The following is a 24,035-nucleotide window of genomic DNA, read 5'->3' as shown; positions in this document are numbered from 1 at the left end:
ATGTAATACTTTTTTTAATATCGTTTGTATTTTATGTTATAATTTGTATTATTGTAATATGTAAGACATATTTAAAATATTGAATCACTAAACCAATTATTATGAAAAAGCTTTTACTCTGTTGGTTGCTATTAATTCTCTTTCCTTTTTTTAAAGGATACGCTCAGGTTCCTGTTTCCGGAACCGTTAAAGATACGCAGGGTGGTGTTCTACCCGGTGTAAGTATTAAGCTAAAGGGTACTACTACCGGAGTAACTACGACTTCGTCCGGTACGTACAGTATTAGCGTACCTGATGCCAGTGCTGTGCTGGTATTTACATTTATTGGGATGGAAAGCCAGGAAATCCAGGTGTCTGGAAGGAAAGTTATTGACGTTATACTTGCCGAGCAGATGGCAGCGCTAAAGGAAGTGCTGGTGATTGGTTATGGTTCTCAATCCAGGGAGACGGTTACTACCTCGGTGACAAAGCTGGACAATAAGGTGTTGGAAAATGTGCCTTATGCCAATTTAACATCTGCCATGCAGGGTACCTTGTCGGGTGTTCGCGTACAAAGTACATCTGGGCAGCCTGGAGATGCCTCTCGTGTGGTAATCAGAGGAGGGACCTCTATTAATAATCCGAATGGTGCCGCACCGCTTTATATTGTAGATGGGGTAATCAAACCAAATATAAATGATATCAATTCACAGGATATAGAATCTATGCAGGTGCTGAAGGATGCGGCGGCTACTGCTATTTATGGGGCCAGAGGTTCGAATGGGGTTGTTATCCTGGTAACCAAGTCAGGTAAGTCTGGGATAGCCAGGATCAGTTATAACTATGATCTGACGATTTCTGATCTGGGCAAGGGCTACGATATGCTGTCTGCCAGAGATTATATTTATTTTCAAAGGTTGGGAATCGGGGCGAGGGGTACAGCCGATCCTAGTCAGTTAACAAAGCTGGGGCTTGCGAGTAGTGCGGGTACGGGTAATGATCTGAGCAATAATACAGCATTTACACCACAGTACTTATCTGATGCGAATCGCCATAAACTCGATGAGGGTTGGGAAAGTATGCCCGACCCGATAGATCCTTCTAAGACCATTATTTTTAAAAATACTGATTTCCAGGATGTTGTTTATCAAACTGCGCTTTCCAACAACCATACCCTGTCGGGCTCAGGAGGGACGGACAAAGCTACTTTTAGTGCGAGCCTGGGGTACCAGTCGAATGAAGGAATTGCTATTTATACGGATTACAAAAGGCTTTCATTTAATTTAAATGGTGATTTTAAGGTAAATGAAAAGGTTAAGATTTTTGGCAGGTTAATGTACTCCAATTCCTCCGGAAGAACGGTTACGGATGCCGGAAGTAGTGTGAGTAATGTATTTGCCAGGTCTGCCACTATACCAGCAACTACTAAGTATAAATTTGAGGATGGAACATTGGCTCCTGGTTTAAATTCAAGTTTAGGCAACCTGGAATACTTTTTTGATACACAGGATTTGAAAAACAACCTCGAAAACCTGACTATGGTTACTGGTGCCCATTTTGATATCTTGCCGGGCTTAAGTTTTGACCCGCAAATCTCTTTATATAAAGTTACTTCCGACGGACGGTTTTTCCAAAAAGCGTACCTTAACGGGCCGGGGCAACTCGTGAATTCAAGGAATGCCACGGGTAGCTATGCTAAACAGATTCAGGAACAGGCGGATGCGGTTTTTACCTATAAAAAGACTTTTAAAGATGCTCACCATTTAGAAGCAAAACTTGGGTTTTCTGCTTTCTGGAGAACGACTTCGGGATTAAATGCAAGCGGACGGGGGGCGTCTACAGACTTGATCCCAACTTTAAATGCTTCCGCTTTACCCGTATCGGTTGGCGGGGACGAAACGAAACAATTGATTTTGGGCTACTTTTCCAGAATTAATTATGATTATAAAGAGAAATACCTGCTTTCGCTAAATGCCAGATATGATGGGGCCTCTAACCTGGGGACTACGCATAAATGGGGTTTTTTTCCAGGGGTGTCTGTAGGCTGGAATATTCATAAAGAAGATTTTTGGACCGCATTGCCTGAGCATTTATTGACACTGAAACTTCGTGGAAGCTATGGTGTAAACGGAAATATCAGTGGTTTGGGCCCTTATCAGGCACAAGGGCAGTATAGTGTAGGTGCTCAATACAATGGAATAGCCGCAGTGCAAAATACTACGCTGGCTAATGCAGATCTGCGTTGGGAGCAATCAAAGACCTTCGATCTGGGATTTGATCTGGGGATTTTGAGTAACAGAATTAATGTTTTATTTGATTATTACAGACGCAGAACTGATAACCTGCTGACCAATTTCAGTTTACCACAATCTACGGGCTTTGCCAGTGTGCTAACCAATTTGGGTAGCCTGGAAAACAAAGGTATAGAACTGGAGGTAAGTGCGAAGATCCTTCCGGAGAAGTCTGATTTCCAATGGAGTTTATCTTTGAATGCATCCAGGGTTAAGAATAAAATACTAAAACTTCCAGATAATGGTATCGAGAACAACCGGATTGGGGGTGTATATGTTTGGGATTCCTCCAGAAATGATTACGCCTGGTTAGGAGGATTACAGGAGGGTGGAGAAATTGGTGATTTGTATGCTTATAAGCAGCTAGGTATCTATGCCACCGATGCGGAAGCCCAAAAAGGTCCTAAAGATATGTTGGTGGTGGGAACAGCCAAAACAAAATTCGGTGGTGACGTAAACTGGCAAGATGCAGACAATAATGGGGTAATAGATGAAAGGGACCGTGTGTTTGTGGGTAATATTTATCCAAAATGGACTGGTGGTATGGCTAGTACCATGACTTACAAAAATTTCGATTTATATGTGAGGATGGATTATACTGCTGGGCACACCATTTATAATTATACCCGGGCGATGATGATAGGACAGTTTGTTGGAGAAAATGGTTTTGTTTCTGATGTACTCCGATCCTGGCAAACTCAGGGACAACAGACAGACATTCCAAGAATTTACTGGGCTGACCAACAGGCGCAAAATAATTTATTCAGGGGCAATTCAGCATATTATGAAGCAGGTGACTTCCTTGCTTTAAGAGAAGTAACACTCAGTTATAGTTTCTCTCCTGAATTTTTGAAGAAGATAAAAATAGCGAACCTGAGACTAAATGCTACCGGTAGCAATCTTCATTATTTCACCAAATTTAAAGGACTCAATCCTGAAGAGGGCGGAGATGACCGGGGCCGATACCCAATTCCCAGAAACATCATCTTCGGAGCAAACATCACATTTTAATTCATTCTTTAACTGAGATAATCATGAAAAATTTATATAGAATATCGCTGTTCTCACTAATTATTTCCTGTTCAATGTTATCCTGTACCAAGGATTTGAACCTTGACCCGATTAGTCAGATTTCGAATGCTTCTTTCTGGAAAACAGAAAATGATGCTAACGGAGGGTTGTATGGGATGTATGTAAGGTTTAGGGGGCAGGCGCAAAATAACCTTTTTTTATGGGGAGAAGCGAGAAGCGAGGTGATGAACCGTAGCCTTGCCGCATTAAACGGATACAATTATTATTATGACAATGCTTTGGACAGAACCAATTCTGGCCCAACCTGGCAGGGGATGTATACTGTTGTTCATGACGCCAACTTGTTGCTAAAGTATGTACCTGGAATTAAATTTAGTTCTGAGGCCAGTAAGAATGCTATTTTGGCGCAAGCATATACCATGCGTGCCTATGTGTATTTTGTTATGGTGAAGACCTGGGGAGATTTGCCACTGGTTACGGAGCCTATTGAAGGATTTAGTGCTGACGCTATTCAGAAGGAAAGAACGGCAAAGACTGAGCTGTTTAAATTTATCAAACAGGATCTGGACGCAGCTTTAAACCTCTATCCGGCAAACACATTCAGTACGGGCCGTAGTATCTGGTCAAAGCCGGCCGCAAATGCATTGAAGGCTGATGTTTATTTGTGGACAGCAAAGCGGGAAAATGGAGGCCGGCCCGATTTGACCACCGCTTTAGCTGCACTCAACGATGCTCAAACCGGAGATGTTGGATTGCTGGATAATTACGCCAGCATATTTGATTATGGAAATAAGGGGAACAGGGAAATTCTAATGTCTGTACGCTTTCAGGATGTAGAGGCAACGTCAACCATTTTTTCTGATATGTACATGTCCAGCGCTTTTATGACCAATAATACAGATGCTGCAACCAAAATGCTGATTGGTGCATTTGGGGGCAATCCTTACTGGACGGTTTCTAATGGCGTAAGGGCCCAGTTTACTGTTGATGATTTACGTAAGCAACCCTCATTTGTGGAAATTTACGCTACTACGGGTACTTATTATGGCTCTATAGTTTATAAATTTAAGGGAACGGTGATTGGAGGGGCCAGGCAATTTCTGGATGATGTGATCTTGTATCGGTATGCAGATGTACTGCTGATGAAGGCTGAAGCGAAAAATGCATTGGGACAAGATCCGGGCGAGGAGATCAATTTGGTTAGGAAGCGGGCTTATGGAGCAAAATACAATGATCACATTTTTGTTAATGGAACTGGTGTGCAAAACGATGAAGCCATTTTAAAAGAAAGACTTTTGGAACTCGCATTTGAAGGGAAAAGGTGGTGGGACCTTGTGAGGTTTGGAAAGGCGTTTGAAAAAGTACCTTCACTTGGGGACAGGGCCGGACAGAATGACTTGTTGTTATTCCCAATTTCGGAAACCACCTTAAGTTTGGAACCAAAGGTAAAACAGAATCCAGGTTACAAATAATATTTTTTAATTATTCTAAAACTTAACTCATGAAAAAAGGAAAAAATTACCCGCTTACCAGGTTCAGTTTAAAAACTGTATGGCTGTTATGTATGCTGTTTTGTGGACTGAACGGAAGCCTGCTGGCACAAACCGGTCCGGGAAAGGAAACGGTTCTGACTTTAAATCCGGGAAATGATAATCCCCGAAACAGCGAAGGAGATTTTGTAACGTTAAAGGACGGCCGCATCATGTTTGTATATAGTCATTACACAGGAACATCTTCCAGTGATCATGCCTCAGCTTACCTGGCTGCCCGCTATTCTGCCGATGGTGGTAAAACCTGGACCAAAAGCGACAAGGTGATTGTAGAAAAAGAAGGTACGATGAACGTAATGTCTGTTTCCCTGTTGAGGTTAAAAAATGGAAAAATCGCTTTGTTTTATCTGAAAAAGAATTCTACTTCAGATTGTATTCCTATGGTTCGTTTTTCAAGTGATGAAGCTAAAACCTGGACAGAACCAATAGCCTGTATTACAGATAGGAAGGGCTATTTTGTACTGAACAACAGCAGGGTAATTCAATTAAAAAGCGGAAGAATACTTTTGGCGGTAGCATTACACCAGACGCCTGAACAAGCTAACTGGTCTAACAGTGGTAGCTTATGGAGTTATTACTCAGACGATAACGGGAAAACCTGGAAACCAGGACAACAAGTGGCTAACCCAGATCAGGTGGTAACACAGGAGCCTGGTGTAGTGGAACTGAAAAACGGAAATGTTTTGATGTTCATCAGGACAGACGCCGGAGTTCAATATTTTTCCTATTCAAAAGATAAGGGACAAAGCTGGAGCCCTGCAGCACCTTCTACGATTAAATCCCCCGTTTCTCCGGCTAGTATCAAAAGGATCCCGTCAACCGGTGACCTTATATTGATATGGAATAATAACGGGGGCGATAACCCGCTGATTAAGGGAAAAAGGACGCCGCTTAATGCCGCCATCTCAAAAGATGAGGGGAAGACCTGGCAAAATGTTAAAACAGTAGAAGATGATCCTAATGGATGGTACTGTTATATCGCGATCCATTTTTCGGGTAAGCATGTGCTTTTGAGTTACTGTAGTGGTGTGCAACCCAGGTTTTCGCACCTAACGGTGACAGATATCAAACGTTTAAACCTGGATTGGGTTTATGGAAAATAAAGGGCATAAGCAGATCCTTTTTATTGACTCCGGGCAACCGGGGCCGAGGGTACTGATATCTGCAGGGGTTCATGGTGATGAGTATGAGCCTATGCTTGCGGTTATGGAGCTGGTTGCGGAAGTTTCATCGTTATTGCGATCTGGAAGTGTAACCCTTATTCCGGTAGTAAATGTTACGGCTTATGAGACAAACAGCCGCTATGGAGTAGATGGTCTTGACCTGGCCAGAATTTGTCCAGGCCGGGCAGATGGTAGCAGTTCGGAAACTGCAGCAGCCATGATCAGCAGTTATATAGAAAAGGCCGATTATTATATAGATATGCATACCGGGGGCCGATTGTTTAATATTTATCCATTAGCAGGCTATATGTTACATCCGCTTGCAGCTGTCTTAAAAAAACAGCAGAATATGGCTAAGGCATTTAATTTACCACTGATCTGGGGCACCGAAGGCTCGCCAGGTGGCAGAACCTTATCTATTGCCAGGGATGCAAATGTGCCTGCAATATATGTAGAATATGGGGGCGGAAATGCTGTGAAAAAGGAAATTGTTGCACTGCTTAAGGAAGGATGCCTAAATGTACTGAACACTCTTTCTATGATCAGTTTGAAGGCTCTGAGTTCCTCCTGCCTGAAGTATTGGGTAGAAGATTATACACCAGGTGGCGGATACCTGCAGGGTAAACTTCCCTCCGCGGCAACAGGTATTTTTATTGCAGCAGTTGTACCCGGTGCAAGTGTAAAAAAAGGACAGTTGTGGGGTGTTGTAGTTAATCCGGTTACACATCAGCGAACTGAAATTATAGCCGGTGAGGCCGGAATGGCACTTTTTGTAAGGGATGCTGCCTATGTAAAAGAAGGAGAAGCGCTGGGAGGCATATTGCCTGTTTCAGCATCAGGAAAATTGATCATCCATGAAAAATAAAAGAGTGGTAATTGTAACAGGGGCTTCGCGCGGTATTGGACGTGCAACAGCCTTGAAATTTGCAGAAGAAGGTTGTAGACTGGTCTTGGTTGACCTGGAACATGGGGTTCTGGAAGCTGTGGCCAGGGAGCTCACTGCGCTTTATAATGCGGAATGCCTGATCTGCGCCGGCGATCTGGCAGAAGGAGATTTTTTAAATGCGATCGCAGAACAGACGGTAGCCAAATGGGGACGTGTGGATGTATTGATTAATAATGCTGCCTGGCGAACTTTGGAAACCATGCGCAGCATCAGCAGAGCGGTATGGGAAAAGACCCTGATGGTTTGCCTGACGGCGCCCGCATTTCTGTCGCGCCAGTGTGCAGAAGTTATGGAGCGCATACAAGAGGGGGGGGTAATCGTAAATGTGTCAAGTGTGATGTCTGCCAGGACAGGAGGGAGTAGTCCGGCCTATATTGCAGCAAAAGGTGCATTAGACAGCTTAACCTATGAGCTGGCAGTTACCTACGGAAGAAGTAATATCAGGGTTGTGGGGGTACAGCCGGGATTTATTGAAACCGAATTGAGCAGTGATTATCTGGACCCGGAAGGCGCCAACATCAGCAATACAATGACCGCCGAAATGATAGACATGACGCCATTGGCCAGGGGTGGTACAGCTGCTGAAATAGCAGCGGCTATTTTTTGGTTAAGTTCCGAAAGCGCCGCTTTTATCAGCGGAACAACCTTGCTTATTGATGGTGGATTTAAGCACAATATGAACAGTTATAACATCAAAAAACTTCAATTTCCAAAGGAATATTAACATGTGGAAGTACCAATCTTTTTTGCCTCCGGTAAGTAAGGCCAATCGTATCAGTATGGGCGAGGGGCAAACGCCGCTTGTTAAATCCAGATCTATAGGCCCTGCACTGGGCATACCAGACCTGTATTTTAAATTGGAAAATCTTAATCCAACGGGTTCTTATAAAGATCGTTTTGCTTCCACTTTTGTGAGCATGATGAAAAGCCGGAACCAGGATTTTTGTATAGCAACATCAAGTGGCAATACTGGAGCAGCATTAGCGGCTTATTGTGCCGCTGCCAATATCCGATGCATGATAACTGTGGTTGACGGAGCCCCTGAAGCCAAGATCAAACAGATGCAGGTATATGGCGCATCTATGTTCATGGTAAAAGATTTCGGCAAAGATCCGGAACTGAGTACTGAAGTATTTTCTTTACTGAACAGCTTCGCGCTTTCTGTAGGTCTGCCCTTACCTGTAAGTGCCTATTGCTATTGCCCGGAAGGGATGCAGGGTGTTCAGACCATAGCTTATGAAATATTTGAACAAACTGCCAACACCGTGGATCATATTTTCTGTCCGGCAGGTGGTGGTGGGCTTACCTTGTCATTGGCTAGGGGAGTAAAGGAATATGGACATAAATATCAGCTTTCAGCTTTGCCCAGGGTACATTGTGTCCAGCCGGAAGGCAACGATACAATGGTCAGCCCACTAAGAAATAAAGAGGATGTCGCTGTTCAAAAAGAACGTTCTACCACAATCATCAGTGGCTTGCAGGTGCCAAATGTATTAGATGGCAACGAGGTAATCACAGCTTGTCGCTCGCTTGGCGGAACAGGCTACGCTGTGGCTGATGATGAGGTGTTTAACTGGCATAAAAAAATGGCCCAGCAGGAAGGTATATTTTGTGAGCCGGCTGGGGCCGTAGCACTGGCAGGCCTGGCCCTTGCAATAGAAAAAGGAGAAGTAGCTGGCGGAGAACAAGTCGTTTGTCTGGTTACGGGCAGTGGCTTTAAAGATATGTTAGCGGTAGAAAGGCAATTTGCGCTGCCTGGTTTAGCGGCTATTGATAAAGCCGCTTTTGCCTTGTGGATTGAAAAGATCAAAAATGAAAAATCTAAATGAAAACACTATGATAAATCACGACAATAGTATGTTCGGAGGGGTATGGCCGGCAATGTTCAGTCCTGTAAATGCCAATGGAGAACTGGCCCCGCGGGAACTGGAGAAGTTAATAGAAATGCTTATCTCAGAGGGGGTAGATGGACTTTACTTATTGGGTTCAACAGGACAGGGATTTCTTTTTAATGAGCAGCAAAGAAAAGAAATTGCAGCATTAACGCTTGAAATTAACAATAAACGTTTACCTGTTATTGTTCAGGTAGGTGCACTGAGCACTGACGAGTCAGTCAGGCTAGCAAAACATGCTGCACAGCATGGGGCAGATGGGATTTCTTCGGTTGGCCCTATTTATTATGCAGCATCTGCTGCGATGGGCATTGCGCATTACACAAAAATTGCAGGTGCTACTGACCTTCCCTTCTTTCCTTACCAGATTGGCAATGCCATTATGAATGATGAAGTGGTTAATAAGCTGATGCAGATCCCAAATATCATGGGCTTAAAGCTAACAACAGCCAATTTGCTGGATATCAGTTCCATTCACCATAAGTCGGCTGGTGTATGGAAGCTCTTTAGTGGTGCCGATGAATTGTTGTGCCAGGCAGCGATGTGTGGCACAGCTGGTGCTATTGGCACAACATATAACCTGGCTGGAAGCACTTGTAAATATGTCAGGCAGGAGTTTTTGAATGGTAATGTTGCATTGGGGATCGAGTTTATGCTGTACTTGCAAAACCTGATTGAAAAGATAATCCCGGTAATATGGTCTTTTTTCAACAAAGCAATGCAACTTAAGTATGGCATCACGATTGGTGATCCGAAAGCGCCATTACTGGCTCCGGCTTTGCCATGGAGTGATGATGAAATATTGGCCATGGTAAATGGCCTGGACGATTTTAAAAATAAAGTTAAATCTAATTTATAAAAGCATTATCATGGAAAAAAAAGTAATCAGGGGGGAAAATGTACCTCAGAGCTTTCTGCCTTTTTCGCCCGGCTTAAAGTGCGGTGATTTTGTGTTTATCTCGGGACAGGCATCGGTAGACAGCTCAGGTAATATTGTTAAGGATACCTTTGCTGCTGAATGCAGGAGGTCTTTTGAAAACCTAAGGCTCATTTTACAGGCTGCAGGGCTTGGATTTGAGGATGTAGTTCAGGTAAGGAACTATGTAGGCAAAGAAGAATACCTTGCAGAATTTAATGCCATTTATAAGGAATTTTTTAATGATCCTTATCCCGCAAGGACAACTTTAATCGGATGCCTGGGTGAGCTGTTAAAGTTTGAAGTGGATGTGGTAGCCTACGATAAAAGGTAACAAATGGGATTAAAAGTAGCCGTGCTGGGAATTACCCACGAGTCAAATACGTTTGTAAAGGAGCATACGACGCTTTGTCAGTTTAGAGAAGGGCATTGGATGAAGGGCGAAACTTTGCTGAATGAATACCGTAGTGCGTTTCATGAACTGGGCGGTATGATTGAGGTGCTGGAAGAGGAGGGGATGGAGATTGTTCCGGTGATGTATGCGGAAGCGACACCTGGTGGTATGGTTTCGAAGGTTACTTACGAGACCTTGTTGCAGGAGTTGTTTACAGCATTAGATTCTGCACTTCCGGTGGATGGCTGCCTCGTGGTTCCTCACGGTGCGGGGGTATCCGAATTGTTTCGGGATATGGATGGGCATTGGTTAAGCCTTGTCCGGGAAAAGTTAGGAGATCGTATACCCGTTATTGGAACACTAGATCCCCACGGTAATGTGAGCAACCAGATGGTTACATCGACCAATGCATTGGTTGCTTACAAAACCAATCCGCACATAGACCAGCGCGAAACGGGCCGTTTGGCAGCAAAATTATTGGTAAATACGTTAAAGAAAAAAATAAAACCCCTTCAGCATTTAATTCAGCTTCCGCTGGCCATAAGTATAGAGCAGCAGTTTACGGGCAAAGCGCCGTGTAAAAATTTATATGCTTTGGCTGATGCGCTTAGCCAGCAGCAAGGTGTTTTGTCGATCAGTATCATGTTGGGGTTTCCTTATGCTGATGTAGAAGAAATGGGTTCGTCAGTAATTGTGGTTACTGATGACGAGGAGCAACTGGCCATAAGTACTGGTAAAATGCTGGAAGCTTATATGATGGCACATAAGCAAGAATTTGTAGGGCTTAAGCAGGATATACAGGATTTGTTTCCGACGATTGAAAAGAGTGAAAAACCTGTTTTATTACTCGATATGGGTGATAATGTTGGAGGGGGAGCTCCGGCAAACAGCGCCTATCTGTTGAAAGCACTGGAAGGGTATGGGAGGTTCAGGTCATTCATATGTCTTTATGATCCTGCAGCAGTGCAGCTTGCAATCAGTCATACAGCAGGGGACATTTTCGATATGGTTACAGGAAATCCTGAGGACATCACCATGAGTTATACCGGCAGGGTAAAACTGCTTTATACGGGCGATGGAAAGTTTAAGGAAACGGCCCCCAGGCATGGGGGACAGGTCAATTTCGATATGGGTAAAATTGCCCTGGTGGTTACATCCGGAGGAAATACAATAATGCTCACCTCCTTGCGTGTTCCTCCTTTTAGTTTGAAGCAACTGACCGCTTTTAACGTAATACCCGAGGATTTTGATGTGCTTGTAGCCAAAGGGGTAAATGCACCCATTGCCGCTTATACTACCGTTTGCAAGACCTTGCTGCAGGTTAATACGCCTGGGGTTACCTGTGCAGATATGACCCGTTTTAATTATAACAACAGAAGGAAGCCTATATTTCCTTTTGAAGAGATCTGATAAAAAGATATAAACTATGGAGCTTGTAAAAATTACTGATTTACCCTTTTATACTGAAGGCCCGGTTGTGGACAAGCAGGGAGATTTTTATTGCACCACACTTAACGGAGGATTGGTGCTTAAAGTGGACAGCCGAAACAAGCCTGTTGAATGGGCAAGATGCGCTTGTCCAAATGGCCAGTTTATCTTACCCGATGGTGACCATCTGATTTGTGACAGTGAACTTGGGGCAGTATTAAGGTTTAATGCAGAGGGAACTTTGTTAAGAAATGAAATTGAAGGATTTTGTGCAGATGAACGCATTTTTACACCAAATGATCTGGTAGTGGATAGCCAGGGCAATTTATATTTTACTGATTCTGTAAGGCATACGGGTAAAGTCTTTTTTATTGGTATCGGAGGAGAACAAAAGGTGCTGATCGCTGATCTTGATTATCCCAATGGGTTGGTATTGTCGCACGATGAACGATATTTATATGTTGCAGAAAGTTACCGTAACAGAATTATAAAGCTGAAATTGAAAATGCCTGGTCTGGGAAAGGGGAGTTATGAAGTTTTTGCTGACCTTCCTGTTCATGTTTCGGGAGATCAGCATAAAAACCTGCCGGATGGATTGGCTTTAAGTAAAAATGGTGAACTTCTGGTGGCGCATTACGGAATGCAGGCTGTTCAAATGCTTTCCGCAAAAGGAGTTTTGGAAGTCTCTGTTGAATCGGGAATGCCTTTAACCAGTAACCTCTGTTTTTTAACTGAAGACAGCTTGCTGGTAACCGGAGGCTATGGTGAACCTGGGCCCGGAGGACTGTTTAAAATCTATTTTTAAATTTTTCATATGATCAATTATCAATTGAAACTGCTATCTGTCTGTTTATTCTTATTTGGAAATATCATGTTGATTACTATAAAATCAGAAGGCCAGGTTATGCCGGTATTTACTGAACTTGACTCTTTACCCGATACAGAGGGCTACGCGGGGATGTTTGCCGGGGTCAGCAAAGGCAGGTTATTTTGTTTTGGTGGTGCCAATTTTCCCGGCAAACGACCCTGGGAGGGTGGCAAAAAAAAATGGTATAAGGAAATTTATATGCTTCAGGAAGGTAAAGGCTGGTTAAAGCTGGCAGATACACTCCCTTCAGCACTTGGTTATGGCATAACTGTTAGCTATAAAAACCAATTCATAGTAATTGGTGGCAACAATGAGACTGGATATTCGGATAAGGTGTTTGGGTACGAATGGGCAGGTGGAAGGTTAAAAACGATTCATTATCCTCCGTTACCTGCTCCGATGGCCAATATGGCGGGAGCACTGGTTGGCCAGCTAATCATCCTGGCAGGCGGAAATAGTTCTGCTACAGGACAGGCAGGCAAGCAGTTTTATATGCTGGATCTTGACGCGATTGACAGTGGCTGGTCTGCATTGCCTTCCTGGCCGGGAAGGGAGCGGATGTTACCCATGTGTGCCGTGCATAACGGGATGTTTTATCTGTTTGGTGGGGAAACTACAGAAATTAATTCCTTAAATCAAAATTACCGGCTTATCCTGGATGATGCCTACCGTTTTAAACCAGAGAAGCTGAATGGAAAATGGACCGGCACCTGGACAACGCTTAACCCCATGCCTAAAGGTTTGTCGGCTGCTGGCAGTCCACTACCAGTATTGGAAAATGGTAACCTCCTGTTTTGGGGTGGTGTTGATGCGTTAACCGCTTTGCATGTCGATCCGCTTACGCATCCCGGAATATCGGCAGATGTGCAGTTGTACAACCTTAATGCCGATATGTGGATATATGCTGGTAAAAAACAGGGAATTGCAGCTCCTGTTACCTTGCCTGTTGTAAACTGGAACGGGCGCTGGCTTTACATTAGCGGCGAAATAAAACCTGGCATAAGGACCAATAAAATTTACGAGCTGAAATAGAAGAAAAAACATGGAATACGAGGAACTAAGGGGTTATAGATTTTCGAAACTGGCGTTGGGAACGGTGGCTTTAGGCCTGGATTATGGCATATCCAACCAGAAGGGTAAACCTGGCAAAACAGTGAGTTCAGATATAATCGCAACGGCTTTAAGTTCAGGTATCAATACTTTGGATACAGCCAGGGATTATGGAGATGCGGAGCTATTGATAGGTAACTTCTTAAAACAGAGCGCGAATACAACAAATGTAAACCTGGTAACGAAGTTTAGAATTGGTAAAGAGAATTTGTCAAATCCGGATCGCGTGAGGGTCCAGGTATACGACAGCGTTACCTCATCATTAAATTTCCTTGGGCTTAAGCGTATTCCCATTTGCTTGCTTCATAAAACTATAGACGAGCCAATGGATCAGGTAATGAAGGTGTTGCCCGGGGTTTTTGAAAGTTTAAAAGAGGATGGACTTATTGATCTGGCCGGAATCTCGGTAAATCATCCCGATGAGGCAGAAGAATTCCTTCAGCACCCTGTAATGGATGTCATTCAGGTGCCGGTAAATGTATTTGACCAGCGGATAATTCGTAATGGATTGCTGGCACGTATGCAAAAAGAAAAAAAAATTGTTTTTGCACGCAGTGTGTTTTTACAGGGGTTGTTTTTTATGGAAACAGAAAATTTAAGTGGTAAAATGGCTATTGCCGGCCCTTTTATAGAGAAACTCAGAGAACTGGCCTTGCAGGCAGACAGGAGTGTAGCAGAATTGGCTTTTTCTTATGTTAATGGACTTAATGGGATTACCAGTATGGTGTTTGGAGCGGTAAGCCCTCAACAGGTATTGCAAAATGTTCAGTTTTTAAAGGGAATGCCTGTACCGCATGAGGTTGAAAAATTAATTAATGAATTATTTACAGATGTGCCTGAACTGGTGATTACGCCGGGACTTTGGAACAATTGAAATCATAAATTATGAAAATATTTAAGCTGGATGGTAAAGTAGCCATCGTAACAGGCGGAGCAGGATTGTATGGGAAGCCTATTTCATTAGCACTGGCCGAAGCCGGTGCATTGGTTATTGTGGCTTCCCGTGACCTGGAAAAATGTGAGGCCTATGCAATGGTACTTAAGCAACAAGGCTTTAAAGCGGAGGGAATGTTTCTGGATATGGGGGATGAACAAAGCATTCAGAATTTTACCAGAAAGATTATCGAAAGGCATGGACAAATAGATATTTTGGTGAACAATGCGGTTTCCAGGGAAGGGTTTAAAGATTTAGAGCAAGTCACCAAGACAGAATGGGAACGCTCGCAGCAAATCAACTCTACTGGCCTGATGTTGATAACTCAGGCTGTGGTTTTGGAAATGAAGGTACGGGGCTCTGGTAACATCATCAATATTGGCTCTATACAGGGGGTTGTAGGGCCAAACTTTGGGATTTATGGCGACACTGGAATGACAAGTCCTTTAAATTATACGTATGACAAATGGGGAATGGTTGGTTTTACCAAATGGCTGGCAAATTTTTACGGCAAGTTCAATATTAGGGCCAATTGCATCAGTCCAGGCGGATACGGGCCTGGAGTGGCAGAACTTATTGGTAAAAATGAATTTGTAGATAACTATAAGAAAATGACACCGTTAGGTAGGTTTGCGGAAGATGATGACATCAAAGGTCCTGTCATTTTTCTAGCTTCAGAAGCCTCAGCCTATATCACAGGACATAATTTGCTGGTAGACGGTGGATGGACCAGTTGGTAAGTTTAAACTTTTTAAGAAATAAATACATGAATATGGCAACAGAAATAACAGGCAACGAATCTAAACTGCCACCAAGAGCATGGCTCATTGTAGCATTGCTATGCATAGTTGGATGTTTAAACTATCTGGACCGTACTGTTATTACCACAATGCGTTCTTCCATTATAGATGATCTTCCGATGACTGATGCCCAGTTTGGGCTGTTAACATCCGTGTTTTTATGGGTTTACGGTTTCGCAAGTCCGGTGGCGGGTTACCTGGCAGACCGGTTTAACAGAAGCCTGGTTATTATGCTGAGCCTGTTTGTATGGTCTGCCGTAACCTGGCTTACTTCGCACGCCACTACCTTCGATCAGTTGCTGGCTACAAGGGCCTTAATGGGAATTAGCGAAGCTTGTTACATTCCTGCTGCGTTGGCTTTAATTACCGACTATCACAGGGGCCCAACCAGATCGCTGGCAACAGGTTTTCATATGGCGGGTATTATGATTGGGCAGAGCCTGGGGTTTTTGGGTGGCTGGATTGCTGAAAAATATGCCTGGACCACTGCATTTACTATTTTAGGGGGCGCCGGGATCGTATACACGTTTGTCTTGTTATTTATATTAAGAGATGTGCCAAAGGAAAGCGCGGTGATGCCAAAGCCGCTGGCAGTGATAAATACAAATGTTAATTTCTTTAAGGGAATCAAGGCTTTATTTGCGGGTAGAGCATTTAATATTCTGCTGGCTTACTGGAGTTTGCTGGGTGTGGTTAGCTGGAGCGTTATGGGCTGGCTTCCTACTTATTATAAGGAACATTTTAACTTGTCGCAGGCGGTTGCAGGTCTTTATGCCACTGGTTATTTGTACCCTGCTTCTCTGGTAGGTGTATTGCTTGGTGGCTACCTTGCAGACAAATGGGGCAGGGTAAATCCCCGCGCACGAATTTATGTGCCGCTTATTGGTCTCTGCATATCTGCGCCTTGTATCTTTTTTGCAAGCAGTACTACGGTGTTGTCACTTGCGATTTTATTCTTCGTGTTTTATGCGTTAACCAGGGCATTTTGCGATACCAATATGATGCCGATACTTTGTATGGTTGTAGATGACCGCTACCGCGCAACAGGCTACGGTATCTTTAATATGTTTAGCTGTATTGTTGGCGGTATAGGCTTGTTTGCCGGAGGTGCCTTACGCGATTCGGATGTAAACCTGAGCTCTGTGTATCAATTTGCTGCGTTAACGATGCTGGTATGCGCAGGTCTTTTATTTATGGCAAGGCCAAAGCAGATAAATTCAAGCGAAAATAATTAAATACCTGATCAGATAATTTGAAATTTTAACTCAATGGAAAATAAAAAGTATAGCGAATCTGGCGCATTATTAGCGAGGGCAAAAAAGGTTTTGGCCGGAGGAGTTTCCTCAGAATTCAGAAAGTACAATCATCCACATGCTTTATTTTATACCCATGGAAAGGGGACAAAGGTTTATGATGCAGATGGGAACGAGTATCTTGATTTTACCTTAAGCCAGGGGCCACTTATTTTAGGTCATTCCCATCCGGAGGTACTGCATGCAATAAATGATTATTCGGAGCAAGGGCAGCTTTTCGCGGGTCAGCATATCCGTGAATTAGAACTGGCTGAAAAAATCCAGGAGCTGATACCTTCGGCCGAGTTGATGAGGTTTTGTCTGGATGGTTCGGAAGCAGTTCAGACCGCTTTTCGTGTGGCCAGGGCCAAAACAGGTAAACAAAAATTTTTGCGATTTGAGGGACATTACCATGGCTGGCTGGATAATGTAAGCTGGGGTATATCTGCCGGTCCTGATGGATTTTTAGGCAGTAGGGAAAACCCAGAGGTATATCCCTGGACTGAAGGCTTGCCAGCCCGCAGCCGGGAAGATTTTTTGATCATCCCCTGGAACGATCTTGAATTATTGACAGCAACTGTAGAGGAGCATCAGCATGAACTGGCTGCAATCATCACAGAACCGGTAATGTGTAATAATGGTTGCATCGTTGCAGATGATGGGTTTTTACAGGGTATGCGGGACCTATGTGACAAGTTTGGCCTTGCGCTTATTTTTGATGAAGTAATCACTGGCTTTCGGTTGTCATTAGGTGGGGCGCAGCGTTATTTTAACATCAGCCCGGACCTGTCTATTTTTGCCAAAGCAATGGGTAGCGGTTATCCCATTAGTGTGGTGGCGGGAAAAAGCGAGTGGATGGGATTGGTTGCCGAATCGCGTGTAATACATGCCGGCACCATGAACTCGGGCAATGCCCCTGTAGCCGCTGCCTTAGCTACAATCCAGGTACTGGAACGGGAAAATCCATACGAAAATATGTTTTTTTTAGGGCAGAAATTAATGCAAGGCTTGCGTAAAGTGGCAGATGATACGGGCCATCCCTTACTTGTCCAGGGGCCCGGACCTATGTTTAGCATAGCCTTTACGCAATTGGATCAGATAAAGGATTATCGGGATACACTTCAATCTGACCGCGTAAAATTAGGAAAATTCATTTCGGGTATGCATGATGAAGGAGTAAGAATTATTGGCCGTGGACTATGGTATATCAGCGCAGTTCATCTGGAAGCGGATATAGAATTTGCGTTGAGTAAAGCCCGGAGAGTACTTAAGGAAATACAGTGCTGACTTTTGAAGGATGATTGAGGATAAAAAAGTTGCTATCGGATTAGGGTGTGTAACATTTGGCCGGGAGATTGATCAGCAGTGTGCTTTTAGTATGATGGATTATGCACTGAGTTGTGACATTAAACTTTTTGATACCGCTTCAGCTTATCATCATGGGGCATCTGAATCTATTATAGGAAGCTGGCTGGCATCGCGGCAGCCAGCTCAAAGTCAGGTACTGGTAGCTACGAAAGTTTCTCCACCTTATTCTTCTGAAAGTATTATCGGGTCAATAGACGAAAGCCTCAAGCGTTTAGGAAGAGATACACTCGACATATTTTATCTGCATTCCTGGGATGACTCTGCTAAAAATTTGGAGGTGTTAAGAACACTTGACCGCTGTGTAAAACAAGGGAAAGCAATTGCGCTTGGTGCCAGTAATTTTACTGCTGATCAGCTGGAAGAAGTCATTCAATTACAGCAATTAAATGGGCTGATGTCATTTAAATATATTCAGAATAATCATAATTTTGCCGTTAGCGACATAACTACAAAGTTAATCAATATTTGTAGCATAAATCAAATTGAGATTGTTACGTACAGTCCACTTGGCGCGGGTTTTCTTACCGGGAAATACACGAATGGTGTACCTGAAGACTCCCGTTTCAGTGTAGTTACCGGGCATCAGGATATCTATTTCACTGATCAGGCTTTAAAAAAATGTGAATGGCTTAGAAAAGTTTCTCATCTTACCGGTTATAGTATGGGGTTTCTTGCGATGTCATGGGCTTTGCATCAATCAGAGGTTAAATATGTGCTGGTAGGAGGACGGTCGCCGGAGCAACTTGAAATGGCTGTTATTGCACAAGAATTTTATGATAAGGATATTTTTAAGGCTTTAAATATCTATTTTTAAACAATAAGTAGTGTAGTGGCTTATCTTGGTCAGCCATACCGACGATGCTTCATTCATCATCTTGATCAAACCCCGCTATTAATCCTGCCATTACGGTAATTCTCCGTTTGCGGATCAATATTTACCTTAGTTGGGTACGGTGAGTTCCCGGGTAGACGGAATTAGAGGGATTCCTTATAAAGAAGGATCAGCAGCGCCGGATCGTCGGTATAAATTCTGTCAAGCCCGAGTTTTATCATCTTTAGTAAGGTATCTTTATCACTTACCGTCCAGGTACCCACCTGAAGGCCGGCTGCCTTTACCAAGCGTACTTTTTCGGGTGTGATTCCTTTAAAGTTGATCACGAGCGTTTCGAATCCCATTGCTTTGGCGGTTAAGATATCCTCATTGATGGCTGTCTCTGGTCCTCGATCCCAAAAAACCGGAATTCTGGGCGCGAATTGTTTAACCTGCGACATATACTTAAGGCTGGCATCATTGAATCCGACCCTATTTTCTGCACCCAATTTCCTGACGATACCAATTGCCTCAGCTACACAATCGGCCTTTGGCTGGATAGACAGCTTTGTTGCTTTTTGCTTTAAGATCAGCTTTACTGCTTCTTCTAATAAGGGCATTTTTTCGGCCGGACATTCTTTTTGCGAGAGCCCCCTGGATTTACGAAATGCTGTGGCGACATCCAGTTTTTGAAGTTCCTGGTAGCTTGCCTGGGCTATGATCAGGCTTTTGTCTGCCACTCTGCCAGTTGATGCATCGTGACTCACTACTATTTTTCCGTCCTTTGTTTTATGGATATCAAGTTCCACCCAATCTGCACCAGCGTCAATGCCGGCCTGGAATGCAGTTAAGGTGTTTTCAGGGTATGCTGCTGAAAAACCTCTGTGTGCTGTAACTCCCTTGACAGGTATCGTATGTTGGGAAAATGCAGAAAGGGAAATTGCACAGATCAACAGTAGCGTATTTAAGGACTTAAAAATAATCATATACAAATTTACATTAGCTGTGTTAATTTAATCTTAAATTGAGCAATGAATTTCAATTCGTGATTCAATAGCGTGAAGTAATTATGCGATGAAGAATATAGATGTTTACGAAGCCGGAAACTGGGTAACATCCATGTAGGCCAATTCCCATTGATGTCCGTCCAGATCTGCAAAACTGTGCTGGTACATCCATCCATGATCTGCTGGTTCTTTATAAATGACAGCGCCCAGTTCTTTTGCTTTTGCTACCAGTTGCTGGACCTCTTCCCTGGATGTGGCATCAAGAGCGATCAGTACTTCCGTACTTGTATGTGCGTCGCAAATTTTTTTATTGGTAAACGTGCTGAAATAAGATTCTGTTAACAGCATCGCATAGATCGTCTCGCTAATGATCATGCAAGCTGCATTTTCATCGCTGAACTGAGGATTAAAGCTGAAGCCGAGACCTTCAAAAAATGCTTTTGAACGGTTAAGGTCCTTTACGGGAAGATTTACAAAAATTTTTGTTGCCATTGTTTTCTTTTTAAACGATTAATGATTGATTACTGATACAAAGAAAAGCGATCGGAAACAATCTGACTGGTTAAAAAATTGGATGTAATGGTGAATTTTAGTTCCTTCTGGTTTTCCTGAAAGCTAAAGGAGTTATTTGTTCTTGCTTCTTGAAAAAGTTGCCAAAATTAGCCGGATCGGAAAAACCAAGCTGATACGCGATTTCTGCGATATCGATATCCGTATAAAGTAATAAAGACTTTGCTTCGGTAAGCAGCCGCGCTGATATGTAGGAAAGTGCATTCTGACCAGAGACGGATTTAACCGATTGTGAAAGATGGTTGGGAGTTACCGAAAGCATAGCTGCATATGCTGTTACTGTTCTTTTATCTATATAGTGGTTGTTAACCAAACGTATGTATTTGCTTAGCAGCATTTGCTGAGGTGTGGCAAACCTGGTGATTTTCTTTCTTTCATTGACAAATGTTTTCATGTAATAAAGAAGAGTAAGTAGTCTGGCGCGGGCCTCCATGTGATGTTCCCTGGCGGATCTTTCATAGGCCATTACGACCTCCCCGAATTGTGGCGCAAGCTGTTTAAAAGTTGCCCGGTCTAGTTTAAAGAGGTTGGTATGTAAGCGGCTAAAGAATGGGAATTCTTCATGAAAATCCGGTTTGAAAAACGAAAAACACTCGGGTTTAAAGTAGATCACATATCCTTCCAGGGTTTCATCATGAGAAAAGCTGTAGACTAAATCCGGTGAATGGAAAACCAGATAAGATTCCGGATCTCTGATGGTTTTGTCGTCATAATCGACTTGAACCCTGCCGGGACTGAAGAATAATGCGAAAAAATAAAAGGACCTTTTAAAAGGAGGTTTATAAATCTCCGCCGGATGTTCCAGCTTCTTTAACCGGTTACAATAGAAAAATGGATTTGTGGTGTTGCCTGTTGCAGGGATGGATGCCAGGAAAGCATTGATGTCTGTATAATATGGAATGGTATTTTTTGTCTTTCCCATAGAAAAATTCAGGCAAAATGTCAACGGTCGCCAGCCTGGTGATGATGCTCAAATATACTTATCTGTTTTTATCCAGCCAAACCAGGCACTTACATGATCTTCAATCGCTCCTCTTCAAGGTCGATCTGATACAATTGGTGACGAATTAATTCTTCATCAATTGCTGGATCTTTATTCAGTTCCGAAAGATATTTCCGCTGGCTTTCCAGCAGTTCAATAAAAATTGACTTTGTCTTTTCATTCATCCAGCTGTCATCCGAGGCATCTGTTCTTTCTTCCCAATGCTTCAGAAACTTTTCCATAACTGCATGACCGTTCAGTTCATTGTCGTATTTATTTTTAAGGGTCTTGTACACATGTTGTTTTAAACCATGCTTTATACTTTTCCTGGCTAGTTCTTCTTTTTTTTCACTAAATATATCATCAAAAAAATGTGTACGTTGGATTAAATACGGGAGGGTAAGCCCTTGCACCAGAAGCGTAAGCAATATCACAACAAAAGTGATGAACAATATCAGATCCCGGTGCGGAAACGCTTGTCCACTCAAGCTAACCGGAATAGCCAGTGCAGCAGCCAGCGAAACTACACCACGCATTCCCGTCCAGCCAAGAAGCAGCGGCATCAGCCATCGCCTTCTTTTCGATGAAGCATGAGGCGTAGCAATTGGCCGAAAAATCAGCGTTGCAATTAAGGCAGCGTAAGCGCTGATCATTCTGGCTGCTATCAAAACACCTGTTACGAGTAAGCCGTAGCCAATAGCCGTGGACAGAGGTATACCTTCAGAACGTAATCCTGCTACAATTTCCGGAAGCTGAAGGCCAATGATTAGAAATACAATGCCGTTTAGTATAAATACAAAACTCTCCCATACACTGTAGCCTTTAATCCGGCTGGTACTGTTTAAAAAGATCAGCCGCTTTGCCGACATAAATAACCCACCGCTTACCACTGCCAGAACCCCGGAACTATGCAGCTGTTCCGCTATCCAATACATAAAATACGGTTCTATAAGTGTCAGCGCTATATCAGAAGGCGCATCGGTAGGCAAGCGTTTGTGTGCCTGCACAAATAGCCAGGCCAACAACAAGCCAATACCTGCTCCACCACCTACCATCCATAGAAAATTCAGGGTCGCTTCCTGCCAGATAAACTGCCCTGTGCCTACTGCAACCAGGGCAAAGCGAAAAATGATCAGCGAAGAAGCATCATTCAGCAGGCTTTCTCCTTCCAGGATGGCTGAAGTAGACCTTGGAATTTTCACAAATTTGGTAATGGCGCCAGTACTGACCGCATCTGGGGGTGATACTATGCCTCCCAATAAAAAACCTAAAGCAATGGTAAATCCGGGAATGAAATGATTAGAGACCAATGCCACAGATAGTGCGGTGAAAAACACCACCAGGAAAGCAAAACTGCCAATGATGCGCCACCATTTTTTCATTTCTTTAAAAGAGATAGACCAGGCCGCTTCAAACAACAATGGTGGAAGAAACAGAAAAAAGATCAGGTCAGGATCAATTTTTACGACCGGTAATCCGGGGATAAAGCTGATCAGCAATCCGGCAACAACCAATAGAATAGGGTAGGCAATTTTGAGTTTGACGGCCCACATATTCAGTAATACAATTGCGGCTATCATAGCCAGCAGAAAGGGTAGAAGTGTATGCATCAGTTTAAATATAAGTAAAATTATAAAATGATAAATTATATCTTTATTGATAGCATATTTGGGCTATGGTTTTAGACATTTTTATATTTTTAGGATGATCCGATTATATTTGATAATGGCAATTCTAAAGATGGGAAAGGAGGTTTTAGTTGAAAAAAGTACTTTTATTATTTGTTGTAATAATTGTCGGATTAGCAGCAAACGCGCAGCATTTAGGTAATTCGTATCGCTTAAAAAAAGTGATGCCGGTATCGGGACGCCAGGGAATTGCAATTGATAAGGAGTATTATTACGTCTCAGACACCAGGGCACTTTACAAATACGATAAAGGAGGTAATATGGTGATGAAGAATCTCCAACCTTTCCAGCATCCGGAAATAGCAAACCATTTTGGCGATATTGATATCTTTAACGGTGAAATCTATTGCGGCATTGAAAAGTTTGAGTATGGGCGTGGTCAAAACATAGCCGTTTCGGTTTACGATGCAAAAACATTAGGTTGGAAACGAGACATCAACTGGGAACCAGGTTCTGGACAGGTTGAAGTATCAGGGATTGCAATTGACCGTGAAAAAAAAATGGTTTGGATGTCCGACTGGGTCGATAGTCGCTATGTATATGGCTACAGTCTTGCAACTGGCAAGTATTGCACCAAGATGCAATGCCGTCCTGCACCTTTTTGGTGCCAGGGGATATTCATCACAGATGGAAAGATGCTTTTTGCTGCCGATGATGGTGAAGCTACGTACCAGATTGCCGACAATATTTATATCGCAGATCTATCCGAAGTTCCGTGTTCTGGTTTGAAGGACGGTGAACATATGGCGATGGTAGATCATCAACTGGTCAAAACACCAGGCAAGATTGCCGCCGGAGCTATTGCCGGCCGTTTGACCCTGTTTCGTGAAATGGCCGATTTTCGACGTACTGGAGAAATAGAAGGCCTTTCTATAGATCCTGTTAATAATGATCTGGTTGTTTTGAACAATCGGGGTACGCAAATTATTCTTGGCATGTCCCAGGGCCCGCTAACAGCTGAAGGCTATACAGAAGAAATCCATGAATTATATATTTACGAGAAAGTTAAATAGA

Annotated in this window: 21 protein-coding genes; 17 read left to right on the top strand and 4 right to left on the bottom strand. The window is 43.2% G+C overall.

Annotation, left to right across the window (positions count from 1 at the left end):
• Positions 1 to 101: 101 nt before the first annotated feature.
• From R2Q85_RS06400 to R2Q85_RS06325, 16 genes are all read left to right on the top strand, one after another.
• Positions 102 to 3,281: a TonB-dependent receptor gene (locus R2Q85_RS06400; protein ID WP_316810921.1), complete on the top strand. Its 3,180-nt coding sequence runs from the start codon at positions 102 to 104 to the stop codon at positions 3,279 to 3,281.
• Positions 3,282 to 3,304: 23 nt separating this feature from the next.
• Positions 3,305 to 4,774: a RagB/SusD family nutrient uptake outer membrane protein gene (locus R2Q85_RS06395; RefSeq protein ID WP_316810920.1), complete on the top strand. Its 1,470-nt coding sequence runs from the start codon at positions 3,305 to 3,307 to the stop codon at positions 4,772 to 4,774.
• Between the two features lie 29 nt (positions 4,775 to 4,803).
• Positions 4,804 to 5,955 carry a sialidase family protein gene (locus R2Q85_RS06390; protein ID WP_316810919.1) on the top strand — a complete coding sequence of 384 codons (1,152 nt, stop codon included), beginning with the start codon at positions 4,804 to 4,806 and terminating at the stop codon, positions 5,953 to 5,955.
• Positions 5,945 to 6,880 carry a M14 family metallopeptidase gene (locus R2Q85_RS06385; protein ID WP_316810918.1) on the top strand — a complete coding sequence of 312 codons (936 nt, stop codon included), beginning with the start codon at positions 5,945 to 5,947 and terminating at the stop codon, positions 6,878 to 6,880. The genes R2Q85_RS06390 and R2Q85_RS06385 overlap by 11 nt, the downstream gene beginning before the upstream one ends.
• Positions 6,870 to 7,685, top strand: coding sequence for an SDR family oxidoreductase (locus R2Q85_RS06380; protein ID WP_316810917.1), 816 nt, complete (start codon positions 6,870 to 6,872; stop codon positions 7,683 to 7,685). Before R2Q85_RS06385 ends, R2Q85_RS06380 begins: the two co-directional genes overlap by 11 nt.
• A gap of 1 nt (position 7,686) precedes the next feature.
• Positions 7,687 to 8,790, top strand: coding sequence for a pyridoxal-phosphate dependent enzyme (locus tag R2Q85_RS06375; RefSeq protein ID WP_316810916.1), 1,104 nt, complete (start codon positions 7,687 to 7,689; stop codon positions 8,788 to 8,790).
• A 7-nt stretch (positions 8,791 to 8,797) separates the two neighbouring features.
• Positions 8,798 to 9,712 (top strand): dihydrodipicolinate synthase family protein, encoded by a 915-nt coding sequence (locus R2Q85_RS06370; RefSeq protein ID WP_316810915.1) that lies wholly within the window; start codon positions 8,798 to 8,800, stop codon positions 9,710 to 9,712.
• Between the two features lie 10 nt (positions 9,713 to 9,722).
• Positions 9,723 to 10,103 (top strand): RidA family protein, encoded by a 381-nt coding sequence (locus tag R2Q85_RS06365; RefSeq protein ID WP_316810914.1) that lies wholly within the window; start codon positions 9,723 to 9,725, stop codon positions 10,101 to 10,103.
• 3 nt (positions 10,104 to 10,106) lie between these two features.
• Positions 10,107 to 11,573, top strand: a complete 1,467-nt coding sequence (locus tag R2Q85_RS06360; protein ID WP_316810913.1) for a M81 family metallopeptidase — start codon at positions 10,107 to 10,109, stop codon at positions 11,571 to 11,573.
• Positions 11,574 to 11,589: 16 nt separating this feature from the next.
• Positions 11,590 to 12,396: an SMP-30/gluconolactonase/LRE family protein gene (locus R2Q85_RS06355; RefSeq protein WP_316810912.1), complete on the top strand. Its 807-nt coding sequence runs from the start codon at positions 11,590 to 11,592 to the stop codon at positions 12,394 to 12,396.
• A 66-nt stretch (positions 12,397 to 12,462) separates the two neighbouring features.
• Positions 12,463 to 13,491 (top strand): hypothetical protein, encoded by a 1,029-nt coding sequence (locus R2Q85_RS06350; protein WP_316810911.1) that lies wholly within the window; start codon positions 12,463 to 12,465, stop codon positions 13,489 to 13,491.
• 10 nt (positions 13,492 to 13,501) lie between these two features.
• Entirely contained in the window at positions 13,502 to 14,443 is a 942-nt protein-coding gene (locus tag R2Q85_RS06345) for an aldo/keto reductase (protein ID WP_316810910.1), read from the top strand.
• Between the two features lie 11 nt (positions 14,444 to 14,454).
• A complete protein-coding gene (locus tag R2Q85_RS06340) occupies positions 14,455 to 15,243 on the top strand; it encodes an SDR family oxidoreductase (protein WP_316810909.1) in 789 nt (262 codons plus the stop codon).
• Between the two features lie 32 nt (positions 15,244 to 15,275).
• Positions 15,276 to 16,538 (top strand): MFS transporter, encoded by a 1,263-nt coding sequence (locus R2Q85_RS06335; RefSeq protein WP_316810908.1) that lies wholly within the window; start codon positions 15,276 to 15,278, stop codon positions 16,536 to 16,538.
• 33 nt (positions 16,539 to 16,571) lie between these two features.
• The gene (locus R2Q85_RS06330) at positions 16,572 to 17,882 is read left to right on the top strand and encodes an aspartate aminotransferase family protein (protein WP_316810907.1); all 1,311 of its coding nucleotides are present in this window, start codon (positions 16,572 to 16,574) and stop codon (positions 17,880 to 17,882) included.
• Between the two features lie 10 nt (positions 17,883 to 17,892).
• The gene (locus tag R2Q85_RS06325; RefSeq protein ID WP_316810906.1) at positions 17,893 to 18,777 is read left to right on the top strand and encodes an aldo/keto reductase; all 885 of its coding nucleotides are present in this window, start codon (positions 17,893 to 17,895) and stop codon (positions 18,775 to 18,777) included.
• A 161-nt stretch (positions 18,778 to 18,938) separates the two neighbouring features.
• Here R2Q85_RS06325 and R2Q85_RS06320 read toward each other — a convergent pair whose 3' ends face one another.
• From R2Q85_RS06320 to R2Q85_RS06305, 4 genes are all read right to left on the bottom strand, one after another.
• Complete coding sequence (locus R2Q85_RS06320) at positions 18,939 to 19,760, bottom strand: glycerophosphodiester phosphodiesterase (RefSeq protein WP_316810905.1); 822 nt, start codon at positions 19,758 to 19,760, stop codon at positions 18,939 to 18,941.
• Positions 19,761 to 19,865: 105 nt separating this feature from the next.
• The gene (locus R2Q85_RS06315) at positions 19,866 to 20,273 is read right to left on the bottom strand and encodes a VOC family protein (protein ID WP_316810904.1); all 408 of its coding nucleotides are present in this window, start codon (positions 20,271 to 20,273) and stop codon (positions 19,866 to 19,868) included.
• Between the two features lie 97 nt (positions 20,274 to 20,370).
• The gene (locus R2Q85_RS06310) at positions 20,371 to 21,273 is read right to left on the bottom strand and encodes a helix-turn-helix domain-containing protein (protein WP_316810903.1); all 903 of its coding nucleotides are present in this window, start codon (positions 21,271 to 21,273) and stop codon (positions 20,371 to 20,373) included.
• 89 nt (positions 21,274 to 21,362) lie between these two features.
• Positions 21,363 to 22,943, bottom strand: coding sequence for a Na+/H+ antiporter (locus R2Q85_RS06305; protein WP_316810902.1), 1,581 nt, complete (start codon positions 22,941 to 22,943; stop codon positions 21,363 to 21,365).
• A 149-nt stretch (positions 22,944 to 23,092) separates the two neighbouring features.
• Here R2Q85_RS06305 and R2Q85_RS06300 point away from each other — a divergent pair, with 149 nt between their 5' ends.
• The gene (locus R2Q85_RS06300) at positions 23,093 to 24,034 is read left to right on the top strand and encodes a hypothetical protein (RefSeq protein WP_316810901.1); all 942 of its coding nucleotides are present in this window, start codon (positions 23,093 to 23,095) and stop codon (positions 24,032 to 24,034) included.
• The last annotated feature ends 1 nt before the right edge of the window (position 24,035 follow it).

Source organism: Pedobacter heparinus, assembly GCF_032678725.1.
GTDB lineage: Bacteria > Bacteroidota > Bacteroidia > Sphingobacteriales > Sphingobacteriaceae > Pedobacter > Pedobacter heparinus_A.
This window is presented reverse-complemented; position numbering and strand designations above follow the sequence as displayed.